The following is a 13,422-nucleotide window of genomic DNA, read 5'->3' as shown; positions in this document are numbered from 1 at the left end:
GCGGGCTTTTATGGTGATGTTGATTACAATTTTATAACAAGGGTGTTCCATATATTAGACACCCTTGCCAATGGCAACCGTAAAGTCGGGGTTTAACATGGACAGTATCAAAGGCTGGATGGAGAGCAATCGCATCACGGAAGTGGAGTGCCTGTTCCCGGATTTCACCGGCAATGCCCGGGGGAAGATCATCCCAGCCAACAAGTTTTTGCGCGAAGGGGGCATGCGTCTGCCCGAGGTGATTTTCACCCAGACGGTGACCGGTGAATATCCGGATGATGACAGCATGATCGACCCGCTGGAGCGGGACATGCAGCTCTATCCTGACCCCAACACCATCCGTTTTGTCCCCTGGGCGCTGGAGCCCACCGCGCAGGTTATCCACGACTGTTTTGACATCAACGGCAAGTTGATCGACATAGCGCCACGCTCAGTGCTGCGTCGGGTTTTGTCATTTTACGAGAAGCAGGGCTGGAAGCCGGTGGTGGCCCCCGAGCTGGAATTCTATCTGGTCAAGCGCAACGAAGACCCCGATTATCCATTGGTGCCACCGGTCGGTCGCAACGGCCGCCCGGAGACCGCCCGCCAGTCGTTCAGTATCGATGCGGTCAACGAGTTCGACCCGATTTTTGAAGATATGTATGACTACTGCGAGGCGCAGGAGCTGGAGGTTGACACCCTGATCCACGAGTCGGGTGCTGCCCAGATGGAGATCAACTTCCTGCATGGTGATGCCATCGATCTGGCGGATCAGGTGTTCCTGTTCAAGCGCACCATGCGTGAAGCGGCCCACAAGCACGGTATCTATGCCACCTTCATGGCCAAGCCGATGAGCGATGAGCCGGGCTCCGCCATGCACATCCACCAGAGCCTGGAAGATGCGAATGGTCGCAACCTGTTTGGTACCGATAACGGCGGCAACAGCGAGCAGTTCATGCACTTTATCGCCGGTCTGCAGAAATACACGCCAGCGGTGACCGCGCTGCTGGCCCCCAACGTCAACTCCTACCGCCGCCTGACTTTCGGTGAGAGCGCGCCGCGCAACGTCCAGTGGGGCGTAGAGAACCGTACCTGCGGCCTGCGGGTGCCCTTCTCCGATCCGAGCGCCCGTCGGGTAGAGAACCGCTTTGCCGGTGCCGATGCCAACCCCTATCTGGCGCTAGCCGCCACTCTGGCCTGTGGCTACCTCGGCATGATGGAGAAGCTGGAGCCGCTGCCGGAGATGAAGTCGAGCGCTTACGAGCTGCCCTATAGCCTGCCCCGTTCGCTGGAGGAGGCGCTCAGTCATCTCGAGCAGTGCGAACCCATCAAGGAGATGCTGGGTGAGCGCTTTATCCGTGCCTTCGTTGCGGTAAAACGCAAAGAGTATGAAACCTACTTCGGGGTTATCAGTCGCTGGGAGCGGGAGTTCCTGCTGCTCAACGTCTGACCCCGGGGGCGGCCAGCCCCTGTAACGGGGAGGCCAGAGTCGGCCTCTCCGGTCCCTGTATCCAAGACACCGGAAACGAGCCAGGTGGCGATATGCCACCTGTGAGTGGCAGTGGCTGCGAACGTGCCAGCCCGCCTGACTATTTGACGCCAGAATCCTGCTAAATCGAAGGCGCAGGGGAGCAATACATGCAGCTGACACCCGTGAGTGGCAGTGACTGCGGATATGCCAGCCCTCCTGATGAATTGACAAAATAATCCTGCTAAATCGAAGGAACCGAGGAGCAATACATGCAGCAGACAACCCGTGAGTGGCAACAGCTGGATGCCAGCCACCACCTGCACCCCTTTACCGACTTTCAGGCCCTGAACAAGAAGGGCTCGCGCATCATCACCAAGGCCAGCGGCGTCTATCTCGAAGATTCCGACGGCCACCGCATTCTCGACGGCATGGCGGGCCTGTGGTGCGTCAACATGGGCTATGGCCGACAAGAGCTGGTGGATGCAGCCACTCGCCAGATGCAGCAGTTGCCCTACTACAACCTGTTCTTCCAGACCGCTCACCCGCCAGTGATCGAGCTGGCGACCCTGCTGGCCGAGGTGACCCCAGCTCATCTCAATCGTGTTTTCTTTACCGGCTCCGGCTCCGAGTGCAACGACACCGTGCTGCGGATGGTGCGTCACTACTGGGCCAGCAAGGGTCAGCCTGACAAACAGGTGATCATCAGTCGCCACAACGCCTACCACGGCTCTACCGTGGCGGGGGCGAGTCTCGGCGGTATGAAGGGGATGCATGCCCAGGGTGGCCTGCCCATTCCCGGCATAGTGCACATCGATCAGCCCTATCACTTCGGTGAGGGGCAGGGGATGAGTGCCCACGAGTTCGGGCTGGAGCGGGCCCGTCAGCTGGAGCAGAAGATTCTGGAGCTGGGGGTGGACAAGGTGGCCGCCTTTATCGGCGAGCCGATCCAGGGGGCGGGCGGCGTCATCATTCCGCCTGACAGCTACTGGCCGGAGATCCAGCGGATCTGCGATCACTACGGCATTCTGCTGATCGCCGACGAGGTTATCTGCGGTTTTGGCCGCACCGGCCACTGGTTTGCCAGCGAAGGGTTTGGCATCAAGCCGGATCTGATGTGCCTGGCCAAGGGGATCACCTCCGGCTACCTGCCGCTCGGCGCTGTGATGGTGAGCGACCGGGTTGCCAAGGGGCTGGTGGAGGAGGGGGGCGAGTTCAATCACGGCTTCACCTACTCGGGTCATCCGGTCTCCTGCGCCGTGGCGGTGGCCAATATCCAGCTTATGCAGAAAGAGAGCATAGTTAAGCGAGTGCATGATACCATCGGCCCCTATTTGCAGCGCCGCTGGGCGGAGCTGGCCGATCATCCGCTGGTGGGGGAAACCCGTGGCCGCGGGCTGGTGGCCGCGCTGGAAATAGTGCAGGACAAGCAGACCAACCAGCGTTTCCCGGCCCAGGCAAATGCGGGGATGACTTGCCGGGAGTTCTGCTTTAACAATGGCTTGGTGATGCGGGCGGTAGGCGATACCATGATCATATCGCCCCCCTTGGTCATCACCGAGGAACAGGTTGATGAATTGGTCGATCTGGCCAGGCGCAGTCTGGATCTGACAGCCGCAAAGCTGAAAGGTTGAGGTGGGTCGGGCAGGTTGGCATGCGCATACAATTTGCTTAGGAGACAAGGATGATGTCTTTCAAAACAGGAGTGATCGCTGCCTCTGTGGCTCTGGTCATGGCAAGTGCCGGAGCAATGGCTGAAGAGAAGGTGCTGCACGTCTATAACTGGAGCGACTATATCGCGCCGGATACCCTGGATAACTTCCAGAAGGAGACGGGCATCAAGGTGGTCTATGACGTGTTCGACAGCAACGAGGTGCTGGAAGCCAAGTTGCTGGCGGGTAGCTCGGGTTACGATATCGTCGTGCCGTCCAACCCCTTCCTGGCCAAGCAGATCAAGGCGGGCGTGTTCCAGAAACTGGACAAGTCCAAGCTCTCCAACTGGCAAAATATGGACCCCAACCTGCTCAAGGCGCTGGAGCCGAGCGATCCGGGTAACCAGTACTCCATCCCCTATCTGTGGGGCACCATCGGCTATGCCTACAACGCCGAGAAGGTGAAGGCCGTGCTGGGTGCCGATGCTCCTGTCAACTCCTGGGATCTGGTGTTCAAGCCGGAGAACATGGCCAAGCTGAAAGAGTGCGGCGTCTCCTTCCTCGATTCACCGACCGAAATGCTGCCGGCTGCCCTGCAATATCTGGGTTTCAAGCCAGATAGCCAGAAACCGGACGAGTTAAAGCAAGCCGAGGCGCTGTTCCTCTCCATCCGCCCCTATACCGCCTATTTCCACTCCTCCAAGTACATTTCGGATCTGGCCAACGGCAACCTCTGCGTAGCGGTCGGTTACTCCGGTGACTTGCAGCAGTCCAAGGCGCGGGCGGCAGAGGCCAACAACGGCGTGACGCTGACCTACACCATTCCGAAAGAGGGGGCGGGCAGCTTCTTTGACATGATCGCCATTCCGGCGGATGCCAAGAACGCCGAGGCGGCCCACACCTTCATCAACTACCTGATGAAGCCGGAGGTCATAGCCAGTATCACCAACGTGGTGCAGTTCCCGAACGGCAACAAGGCGGCGACCCCGCTGGTGGATGAGGCGATCCGCACCGACCCGGGTATCTACCCCGATGCGGCGACCCTGCAGAAGATCTACACCTTCCCGGATCTGCCGGCCAAGGTGCAGCGGGTGATGACCCGCAGCTGGACCAAGATCAAGTCCGGCAAGTAAGTGACGAGTGCCCCTCCCGGTCTGCGGTTCGGCCGGGAGGATAGTGATGCCATCCAACTGGATGGGCCGCGCGAATGGATGCGCAGACGGTTAACCACTGAACAGGAGAACTGACCCCGTGAACACAACCAAGTCGATAACCCTCGCGCTGACCATGGGATGGGTGAGTGCAGCTCAGGCGGAGCCTGTGTTGCACTTCTACAACTGGTCAGACTATATCGGCGAGACCACTCTCAGCGATTTCCAGCAGGCGACCGGGATCAAGACCGTCTACGACGTGTTTGACTCCAACGAGACCCTGGAAGGCAAGTTGCTGACGGGGCGTACCGGTTACGATTTGGTGGTGCCCTCCAACAATTTTCTGGCCAAGCAGATCCAGGCAGGAGCTTTCCAGAAGCTGGATAAATCCCTGCTGCCCAACATGGCCAACCTGGATCCCGTGCTGCTCAAACAGCTCGACAAGGTGGATCCGGGTCATCAGTACGCGGTGCCCTATCTGTGGGGGACCAATGGCATCGGCTACAACGTCGACAAAATCAAGGCGGTGCTGGGGGTCGACAAGATTGACTCCTGGGCCACTATCTTCGAACCGGAAAACATGGCGAAACTCTCTCGCTGCGGCGTCGCCTTCCTCGACTCTGCCGACGAGATGATCCCTGCCGCCCTCAACTACCTCGGACTCGATCCCAACAGTCATGCGACGGGAGATATCAAGCAGGCCGAGGCACTGCTGCTCAAGGTGCGGCCCTATGTGGCCTACTTCCACTCCTCCAAATACATTGGCGATCTCGCCAATGGCGACATCTGCGTGGCGGCCGGTTTTTCCGGCGACATCCTGCAAGCCGCTGCCCGCGCCGATGAAGCTGGCAAGGGGGTCAAGATCGCCTACAGCATTCCGAAAGAGGGGGGCAATCTGTGGTTCGACATGATGGCGATCCCGTCCGATGCCACCAATGTCAAAGAGGCGCACGCCCTCATCAACTACGTCCTCCAGCCCGAGGTGATCGCCAAGGTCAGCGACTATGTGGGCTACGCGAATCCCAACTCAAGGGCGGGTAAGTTCATGGAGGAGGCGGTGCGCAACAACGAGGAGGTTTATCCCCCTCAGGCCGTGCTCGAGCGGCTGTATGTGCAGCAAGCACATCCCCGCTCGGTACAGCGTTTAATCACCCGGAGTTGGACCAAGATCAAGTCCGGTACCTAACCTTGGTGCCCGTTCGGGGGCGCCAAATCGCTTTTATGGATCGGCCACGAGGTCGGTATCACGTTGGGGAGTTTGGTAATGGCGATAGCCTCCAGTGCCTATAAGAAAGCCCTTGAGGGCAGCCAGCAGCGCAAAGAAGTGCTGGTGAAGATTGATCGGGTAAGCAAGCAGTTCGATGAAACGCTGGCGGTCGATAACGTATCGCTCAATATCCACAAGGGGGAGATCTTCGCCCTGCTCGGCGGTTCCGGCTCCGGCAAATCGACCCTGCTACGGATGCTGGCCGGTTTCGAACGCCCGACCGAGGGGCGGCTGTTCCTCGACGGGGTCGACATCACCGACATGCCGCCGTACGAGCGCCCCATCAACATGATGTTCCAGTCCTACGCCCTGTTCCCCCATATGACGGTGGCGCAGAACATTGCCTTCGGCCTCAAGCAGGATGGCCTGCCCAAGGCGGAGGTCGATGCCCGGGTGGAGGAGATGCTCAAGCTGGTGCAAATGGCCCAGTATGCCCGTCGCAAGCCGCACCAGCTCTCCGGTGGTCAACGCCAGCGGGTGGCACTGGCCCGTTCGCTGGCCAAGCGTCCCAAGTTGCTGCTGCTCGATGAGCCGATGGGAGCACTCGACAAGAAGCTGCGCTCCAAGATGCAGCTGGAGCTGGTGGAGATCATCGAGCGGGTCGGCGTGACCTGCGTCATGGTGACCCACGATCAGGAAGAAGCCATGACCATGGCGGAGCGGATCGCCATCATGCACCTCGGTTGCATCGAGCAGATCGGCAGCCCGATGGATATCTACGAGACTCCGGCCAGTCGGCTGGTGTGCGAGTTCATCGGTAACGTCAACCTGTTCGACGGCCTGCTGGTCGAAGATGAGCAGGATCATGCCATCATCGCCTGCGCCGATCTGGATCAGCCCATCTATGTGGGCCACGGCATCAGCTCCCGCGCTGAGAACAAGAAGGTGACCTACGCCCTGCGGCCGGAAAAACTGCTGATGAGTCTGCAAAAGCCGGAGGAGATCGAGCACCCGGACTTCAACTGGACCAAGGGTGAGGTCTATGACATCGCCTATCTGGGCGGTCACTCGGTTTATCATATCAAGTTGCCTTCGGGCAAAATCGTTCAGGCTTTCATCGCCAATGCCGAACGCCACGGCAAGCGGCCAACCTGGGATGACCAGGTGTTCCTCTATTGGGAAGATGACAGCGGCGTGGTGCTGCAATCATGACGTTCGTGCAACGACTGAAGCGGGTTGGGGGGCGCCGGCTGGTGATCGGCATCCCCTTCTTCTGGCTGTTCCTCTTCTTCCTGCTGCCCTTCATCATTGTGGTGAAGATCAGTTTCGCCGAAGCGGATGTGGCGATCCCCCCTTACACCGACGTGGTGAGCTGGGCCGACAATCAGCTCACTATCCTGCTCAACATGGGCAACTACCTGTTGCTGCAGGAGGATGAGCTCTATATCGCGGCCTATCTGGGCTCCCTCAAGATGGCCTTTATCAGCACCCTGCTCTGCCTGCTGATTGGCTATCCGATGGCCTACTCCATCGCGCGGGCCAACAAAGAGACTCAGACAGTACTGCTGCTGCTGATCATGATGCCGACCTGGACCGCCATTCTGATCCGGGTCTATGCGTGGATGGGGATCCTCAGCAACAACGGTCTGCTCAACAGCTTCTTGCTGGGGATCGGGGTGATCGACGAGCCGCTGCAGATCCTCAACACCAACCTGGCGGTCTATATCGGCATCGTGTACTCCTACCTGCCGTTCATGGTGCTGCCGCTCTACGCCAATCTGGTCAAGCATGACCAGAGCCTGCTGGAGGCAGCCTCCGACCTGGGTGCCCGCAATCTGACCCGGTTCTGGCAGATCACAGTGCCCCTTTCGAAGAACGGCATCATCGCCGGCTGCATGCTGGTGTTTATTCCGGTGGTGGGGGAGTTCGTTATCCCGGAAATGCTGGGCGGCCCGGAGACCCTGATGATCGGTAAGGTGCTGTGGCAGGAGTTCTTCAACAACCGCGACTGGCCGGTAGCGTCTGCGTTGGCGGTGGTGATGCTGGCGGTGCTGATCATTCCGATCATCCTGTTCAACCGTAATCAGGCCAAAGAGCTGGAGGGCAAGGCATGATGAGACGTTTCGGTTTTGCCAAATTGATGCTCTGGCTGGGGCTGCTGTTTATCTACCTGCCCATGGTCATCATGGTGATCTACTCCTTCAACGCCTCCAAGCTGGTGACAGTGTGGGGTGGCTGGTCGCTCAAGTGGTACTTCGGCCTGCTCGACAACAAGCAGCTGATTGGCTCGGTGTTCCGCTCGCTGGAGATCGCCTTCTACACCGCGATTGCCGCGGTGGCGCTGGGGACGGTGGCCGCCTTCGTGCTGACCCGTATTCCCCACTTCCGTGGTCGCACTCTGTTTGGCGGCATGGTGACGGCGCCGCTGGTAATGCCCGAGGTGATCACCGGTCTGTCGCTGCTGCTGCTGTTCGTGGCGATGGCCCAGCTGGTGGGCTGGCCCGCCGAGCGGGGCATGCTGACCATCTGGATCGCGCACACCACCTTCTGTACCGCCTATGTGGCGATCGTGGTGTCGGCGCGGTTGCGGGAGCTGGATCTCTCCATCGAGGAGGCGGCGATGGATCTTGGCGCCAAGCCGTGGAAGGTGTTCTTCCTGATCACCATCCCGATGATCGCCCCCTCGCTGGCGGCAGGCGGCATGATGTCGTTCGCCCTGTCGCTGGATGACCTGGTGCTGGCGAGCTTCGTCTCCGGCCCGGGCTCCACCACGCTGCCGATGGAGGTCTTCTCGGCGGTGCGGCTCGGGGTGAAACCGGAGATCAATGCGGTGGCCAGTCTGATCCTGCTGTCGGTATCGCTGTTTACCTTTGGTAGCTGGTATCTGATGGCTCGGTCGGAGAAGCGTCGTCGCGCCGAGATTGCCATGACTATCCAGATGCAGGCCGTGGTCTGACGTCATGATAAGATCCGCCTACTCTCGTCAACCTGGAGGATGAGTATGCGGATCTCCCTTTTTAGCGGTCGCGGCACCGAGTTGGTGCCAGGCCTCATCAGTGCCATTCACAAGCAACCGATTTCTGCGCCAGTTCGCTGTACCTTTGCCGGTCTGGAAGGGGATGAACAGTGTGACCCGCGCCACCACGGTGGCCCGGATCGGGCGCTCCACTACTATCCTGCTGATCACTATCTCTGGTGGCAGACCTGGCAAACCGCGCTGGGCTTGCCTGCGCCACGTACCCCCTGGCAACCTGCCGCCTTTGGCGAGAATCTCTCTGGCCTTGGGCTGACCGAGGCACAGGCATGCATTGGCGATGTCTATCGACTCGGTGAGGCGCTGATCCAGATCAGCCAGCCGAGATCCCCCTGCTTCAAGCTCAACCAGCGCTTTGGCTATGGCCAGCTGTCGCAGGTGATGCAGCTGGGTGGCCGTTGTGGCTGGCTACTGCGGGTATTGGAGGAGGGCATGATCGCGCCCGACGCGCCCATGGAGCTGGTGGATAGACCCTATCCCGAACTGACGGTGAAGCGCACGGCGGATATCCTGTTCAATCAGGTGCGCAACGAAGCCGACCTGCTGTTGCTGCTGGAGAATCCGGCCCTCTCCCCCAACTGGCGTCAACATGCAGCCGACTGGCTGGAGCATGGCACTGTGGCGGACTGGCAGCGTCGCTTGCTGGGGCCGGAGTCGATGCGGTTAGGTTGAGTCCTGGATGCCAGTATGTCACCGTCAGGATACAGCAGGGTAAACAGGCTGATCCGGCGCGTGGTTGGTGAGCATCTGGTCGCTTTTTTCTGAGCTAAATGCAGAAAAGACTTGTGTCAGCACGGTCCTTTCGGTAAATTCCCGTCCCGCAGACATCGGTGTGTAGCGCAGCTTGGTAGCGCACTTCGTTCGGGACGAAGGGGTCGGAGGTTCGAATCCTCTCACACCGACCAAATTTGAAAAGGCCGCTCAATAGAGCGGCCTTTTTGCATTTGATTTTTACCGTTTTTTACCATTTCCCCTGCTGACCTGCTGACCTGCTGACCTGCTGACCTGCTGACCTGCTGACCTGCCGATAGCCCAAGACTCTACGAGTTATGATTGTCCGTTAGTGTTGTGGGTTCATGGCGCGCAGCGCCACACTTTGCCTATCCGCTATCCGCTATCCGCTATCCGCTATCCGCTATCCGCTATCCGCTATCCGCTATCCGCTATCCGTTTCAGCTTGCGATGGCAGCCCACTCTTTCTGGGTAGTGCGGGGTAGAGAAGCGGTAAGCCAGTGAGATATGGAAAGGATGGGTAAAGGTTGGGTATAAGCAGAGGGGACTTATTGTGCATGGAGCTGTCGGTAGTGGGGCTGCTGCGGACATTAAAAGGGCCACCGCTCGGTGGCCCATCGGTGGAGTCTGATCCTGACTCCGGCACTCTAGATTGTGGCAATCTCGCTATGGGTCTTGTCTATGGTGCCCTCCTTGCGCGCCAGGCGCTTACTCAAATATGCCAGTGCTGATGCCGCAATGCCTTGAAACTGTGTTGAGGCAGCAAGGCCGCGTGCTTGGGGTACTCACTAATGAAATGTTCTATTCCCTCCATCAGTTGTGCACGTAATGAACTCACTGGCTCATGCCAGGCTTGCAGGCATAAATGGCCGGGGATCAACTGCTCCTGATAATCTTCCAGCAGTTGCTCTGGCCAGGGTTCAACGCCGGAATTGCGTTGCAGTAAATAGTGGGCGGCGGGTTCCCGGGCATAAATGAACTGAATTTGGGCCATATCGCGTTGGCATAGCGTTTGACTGTTGATATGACAGGTCAAATATTTTCCCGTTTTCAGATCCAAAAAATGTCCGCGTTGCCGACAGGGGACGATGCGATACCAAGGCAGGGGTGAGGAGAGAGAATACCCCTCAAGCTCCTGTTCCAACCAGTGGCGACACTCGGGTGTCTGCACCTCGTTGAGCATGTACTCGAGCTGTGTCAACAAGGTTCTGGATGGTTTGATCGCCAGTTTCGCACTCATCGCCTGCAATCCTCCCTCTGCACACAATCCCGACTATGAGTATGGACCTTGTTCGGCCAGGGGGGTAAGGAATCTAATGATTAAAAGTGGATTAGCAGCGTGGTTTTTATGCACTAACTTGGCTCAACCCACCAGATAGGTGCCGGTACCAAAGGCGATGTGGGTGCCCTCTTCGTTGTGCAGCTCCATCCGGGCGACGGCGACCTTGCTGCCAGCCCGGATGATGTGGGCGGTGGCGATAAACTCGTTGCCACGCCCCGGGCGTAGGTAGTCAACTCGCAGATCTATGGTGCCCAGGCGGGCGAAGCGCTCCTTGAGATAGCTGGGGGAGAACTCCTCCAGCTCGTCGATGCAGGAGGCGGCGACTATCATGCCGCCCGCCACATCCAGCAGCGTGGCGGTGACGCCGCCGTGCAGGATGTTGTGGAAAGGGTTGCCGATCAGTTTGTCATCCATCTTGATGCGCAGTTCCACCTTGTCGAAGTCGTAGTGGGTCACCTGCATGCCAATCAGTTTGTTGAACGGCATCCGTTCTGCGAACAGATTGGCAATGCCACTGAGCGCCATCTTCTTGAGCATCTGTTTCATTCTCTGATCCCAATCCTTGTCATCAAAGCCGAGTAAAAACTCCAGCCAGTCTGCAACAGTTCCTTAACAGTCGCAATGGCAGGTTTATTGTGGGCGGCTGCTGCTTTAGAATGACGACCCCAAAGGAGAGCCCATGACCGCGATTGCCGAAATCCTGCAAGATTCTCAGCCAGAGAGCCCGCTTGCCCTGCTGCAGGCGGTATTCGGCTACCAGCAATTTCGGCCGGGCCAGCTGGAGATCATCGAGCAGATAGTTGCGGGGCGTGATGCCATGGTGCTCAAGCCGACCGGTGGTGGCAAGTCGCTCTGCTTCCAGATCCCGGCGCTGCTGCGGCCCGGGCTCGGGGTGGTGGTCTCTCCGCTGATCTCCCTGATGAAGGATCAGGTCGATAGCCTGCGCGCCAACGGTGTGGCGGCGGTTTACATCAACTCGGCCCTGAGCCGGGAGGAGATGATCCAGAACTTCGCCGCCATGCGCCGCGGCGAGATCAAGCTGGTTTATGTCTCCCCCGAGCGACTGTTGCAGCACGAGTTTATGGACCGGCTGGCCGAGCTGCCGCTCGGGCTGTTCGCCATCGACGAGGCGCATTGCGTCTCCCAGTGGGGCCACGATTTCCGGCCTGAGTATGCGGCGCTGGGGCGGCTCAAGCAGTGGTTCCCGCAGGTGCCGGTGGTAGCGCTCACCGCCACCGCCGACGAGGCGACCCGCAGCGACATGCTGCACCGCCTCGAGCTGAACGATCCCTTCATCCACACCGCCAGCTTCGATCGCCCCAATATCCGCTACAGCCTGGTGGAGAAGTTCAAGGCGGCCGAGCAGCTGTTGCGTTACGTGCAGAGCCAGAAGGGCAACTGCGGCATCGTTTACTGCTCCAGTCGCAATCGGGTGGAGGAGGTAGCCGAGCGGTTATCCCGCCACGGCTGCAAGGCGGCGCCCTATCATGCAGGGCTGCCGCTCGAGCAGCGCCAGCAGACCCAGGATGCCTTCCTCAAGGATGATGTCGAGATCGTGGTGGCGACGGTGGCGTTCGGCATGGGCATCGACAAGCCCAACGTGCGCTTCGTGGTGCACTACGACATCCCCAAGAACATCGAATCCTACTATCAGGAGACCGGTCGTGCTGGGCGCGATGGCACCCCCGCCGAGGCGCTGCTGCTCTACGATCCTGCCGACATCGGCCGGGTACGCCGTTTGCTCGACAACATCGAGAATCCCCAGCAGTTGCAGGTGGAGCAGTACAAGCTCAACGTGATGGCGGCCTTTGCCGAGGCGCAGACCTGCCGCCGTCAGGTGCTGCTCAACTACTTCGGTGAGTACAACGACAAGCCGTGTGGCAACTGTGATATCTGTCTCGATCCGCCCAAGAGCTATGACGGCACTGAAGATGCCCAGAAGGCGCTCTCCTGCGTCTGGCGGGTGGGGCAGAATTTCGGAGTGGGCTATGTGGTGGAGGTGCTGCGCGGCTCGCTCAACCAGCGCATCAAGGATCACGGCCACGACAAGCTCTCGACCTATGGCATCGGCAAGGATCAGAGCCACGAATACTGGATGAGCGTGATCCGCCAGCTGATCCACAAGGGGCTGCTGACCCAGAACATCACCCGCAATCTGGTGCTGCAGCTGACCGAAGCGGCCCGCCCCGTGCTGCGTGGCGAGGTTAAGCTGGAGTTGGCGGTGCCCCGCTTGCAGCCCATCTCCAGCCGCAAGGAGAAGCGCAACGGCCTGCTCGACAATGCCAACTACGACAAGCGGTTGTTCAAGGAGCTGCGCGGCCTGCGCAAGCAGATTGCCGAAGACGAAGAGGTGCCGCCCTACGTGGTATTCAACGATGCGACCCTGGTGGAGATGGCTCAGCTGATGCCGATGACCGAAGACGAGATGCTGGCTATCAACGGCGTCGGTCACCGTAAACTGGAGCGCTTCGGCGAAGCCTTTATGGACCTTATCATCGACTACTGTCGGCGCTAGGGTCGATTAGGTAGCCTAATCGACCACTGATAAGCGCGGCTCGGAAGAACTGAGGGTCAGACGCGAGGTTATTTCAGGCTGGCGTAGAAGGCCGCCAGATTGTCGATATCCGCATCGGTGAGCGGTGCCATGAAGGGGTCCATCAAGGGCTCTTTGCGGGTGCCATCCTTGAAGGCTTTCAACTGTTTCACCAGATAGGCGGCATTCTGACCCGCCAGATGGGGATAGTTGGGGATCATCGCCTTGCCTTCCACGCCGTGACAGGCGGCACAGACCGCTGCCTTGGCTTTGCCGGCCTCGATATCCGCAGCCTTGGCCTGATGACCCCACGCCAGTGCCAGCAAGGGCAGGGCATATACCCATTTTTGCATCTTCTTCTCCTTGAATTGAAAAATGATGGTT

12 protein-coding genes and 1 tRNA gene are annotated in these 13,422 nt (G+C 59.2%); 10 read left to right on the top strand and 3 right to left on the bottom strand.

Annotated elements, in window-relative coordinates; all coding sequences use genetic code 11:
* The first annotated feature begins 97 nt into the window (after positions 1 to 97).
* From BN1135_RS01700 to BN1135_RS01660, 9 genes are all read left to right on the top strand, one after another.
* Entirely contained in the window at positions 98 to 1,429 is a 1,332-nt protein-coding gene (locus tag BN1135_RS01700) for a glutamine synthetase family protein (protein WP_042018338.1), read from the top strand.
* Between the two features lie 290 nt (positions 1,430 to 1,719).
* Positions 1,720 to 3,081, top strand: coding sequence for an aspartate aminotransferase family protein (locus BN1135_RS01695; protein ID WP_042018337.1), 1,362 nt, complete (start codon positions 1,720 to 1,722; stop codon positions 3,079 to 3,081).
* Positions 3,082 to 3,134: 53 nt separating this feature from the next.
* Entirely contained in the window at positions 3,135 to 4,232 is a 1,098-nt protein-coding gene (locus BN1135_RS01690) for a polyamine ABC transporter substrate-binding protein (protein WP_082186702.1), read from the top strand.
* Positions 4,233 to 4,386: 154 nt separating this feature from the next.
* On the top strand, positions 4,387 to 5,436 hold the full coding sequence (locus tag BN1135_RS01685; RefSeq protein ID WP_223290086.1) for a polyamine ABC transporter substrate-binding protein: 1,050 nt from the start codon (positions 4,387 to 4,389) through the stop codon (positions 5,434 to 5,436).
* 78 nt (positions 5,437 to 5,514) lie between these two features.
* Positions 5,515 to 6,669, top strand: a complete 1,155-nt coding sequence (potA, locus tag BN1135_RS01680) for a polyamine ABC transporter ATP-binding protein (RefSeq protein WP_042018333.1) — start codon at positions 5,515 to 5,517, stop codon at positions 6,667 to 6,669.
* Entirely contained in the window at positions 6,666 to 7,571 is a 906-nt protein-coding gene (locus tag BN1135_RS01675; RefSeq protein WP_042018330.1) for an ABC transporter permease subunit, read from the top strand. The genes potA and BN1135_RS01675 overlap by 4 nt, the downstream gene beginning before the upstream one ends.
* Positions 7,568 to 8,413, top strand: a complete 846-nt coding sequence (locus tag BN1135_RS01670; RefSeq protein WP_392390301.1) for an ABC transporter permease subunit — start codon at positions 7,568 to 7,570, stop codon at positions 8,411 to 8,413. Before BN1135_RS01675 ends, BN1135_RS01670 begins: the two co-directional genes overlap by 4 nt.
* A gap of 45 nt (positions 8,414 to 8,458) precedes the next feature.
* Entirely contained in the window at positions 8,459 to 9,163 is a 705-nt protein-coding gene (locus tag BN1135_RS01665; RefSeq protein WP_042018329.1) for an MOSC domain-containing protein, read from the top strand.
* A 156-nt stretch (positions 9,164 to 9,319) separates the two neighbouring features.
* A tRNA-Pro gene (locus BN1135_RS01660) sits at positions 9,320 to 9,396 on the top strand.
* A 539-nt stretch (positions 9,397 to 9,935) separates the two neighbouring features.
* Here BN1135_RS01660 and BN1135_RS01655 read toward each other — a convergent pair.
* Entirely contained in the window at positions 9,936 to 10,463 is a 528-nt protein-coding gene (locus BN1135_RS01655) for an AbiTii domain-containing protein (protein WP_042018327.1), read from the bottom strand.
* 123 nt (positions 10,464 to 10,586) lie between these two features.
* Complete coding sequence (locus BN1135_RS01650) at positions 10,587 to 11,051, bottom strand: thioesterase family protein (protein ID WP_042018325.1); 465 nt, start codon at positions 11,049 to 11,051, stop codon at positions 10,587 to 10,589.
* 133 nt (positions 11,052 to 11,184) lie between these two features.
* Between BN1135_RS01650 and recQ the strand changes: the two genes are divergently transcribed.
* Positions 11,185 to 13,020 carry an ATP-dependent DNA helicase RecQ gene (recQ, locus tag BN1135_RS01645; RefSeq protein WP_042018324.1) on the top strand — a complete coding sequence of 612 codons (1,836 nt, stop codon included), beginning with the start codon at positions 11,185 to 11,187 and terminating at the stop codon, positions 13,018 to 13,020.
* A 68-nt stretch (positions 13,021 to 13,088) separates the two neighbouring features.
* Here the strand turns inward: recQ and BN1135_RS01640 are convergent, their stop codons facing one another.
* Complete coding sequence (locus BN1135_RS01640) at positions 13,089 to 13,391, bottom strand: c-type cytochrome (RefSeq protein ID WP_005340687.1); 303 nt, start codon at positions 13,389 to 13,391, stop codon at positions 13,089 to 13,091.
* Positions 13,392 to 13,422 lie beyond the last annotated feature (31 nt).

It is taken from the genome of Aeromonas sobria (genome assembly GCF_000820145.1).
GTDB classification, from domain to species: domain Bacteria; phylum Pseudomonadota; class Gammaproteobacteria; order Enterobacterales; family Aeromonadaceae; genus Aeromonas; species Aeromonas sobria.
Note: the sequence above shows the minus strand (reverse complement) of the source record. Positions and strands in the feature narration are given on the sequence as shown.

Coding starts and splice junctions, on each gene's coding strand:
- BN1135_RS01700 (WP_042018338.1), top strand. CDS start 98: ATGGACAGTATCAAAGGCTGGATGGAGAGCAATCGCATCACGGAAGTG.
- BN1135_RS01695 (WP_042018337.1), top strand. CDS start 1,720: ATGCAGCAGACAACCCGTGAGTGGCAACAGCTGGATGCCAGCCACCAC.
- BN1135_RS01690 (WP_082186702.1), top strand. CDS start 3,135: ATGTCTTTCAAAACAGGAGTGATCGCTGCCTCTGTGGCTCTGGTCATG.
- BN1135_RS01685 (WP_223290086.1), top strand. CDS start 4,387: ATGGGATGGGTGAGTGCAGCTCAGGCGGAGCCTGTGTTGCACTTCTAC.
- potA (WP_042018333.1), top strand. CDS start 5,515: ATGGCGATAGCCTCCAGTGCCTATAAGAAAGCCCTTGAGGGCAGCCAG.
- BN1135_RS01675 (WP_042018330.1), top strand. CDS start 6,666: ATGACGTTCGTGCAACGACTGAAGCGGGTTGGGGGGCGCCGGCTGGTG.
- BN1135_RS01670 (WP_392390301.1), top strand. CDS start 7,568: ATGATGAGACGTTTCGGTTTTGCCAAATTGATGCTCTGGCTGGGGCTG.
- BN1135_RS01665 (WP_042018329.1), top strand. CDS start 8,459: ATGCGGATCTCCCTTTTTAGCGGTCGCGGCACCGAGTTGGTGCCAGGC.
- BN1135_RS01655 (WP_042018327.1), bottom strand. CDS start 10,463: ATGAGTGCGAAACTGGCGATCAAACCATCCAGAACCTTGTTGACACAG.
- BN1135_RS01650 (WP_042018325.1), bottom strand. CDS start 11,051: ATGAAACAGATGCTCAAGAAGATGGCGCTCAGTGGCATTGCCAATCTG.
- recQ (WP_042018324.1), top strand. CDS start 11,185: ATGACCGCGATTGCCGAAATCCTGCAAGATTCTCAGCCAGAGAGCCCG.
- BN1135_RS01640 (WP_005340687.1), bottom strand. CDS start 13,391: ATGCAAAAATGGGTATATGCCCTGCCCTTGCTGGCACTGGCGTGGGGT.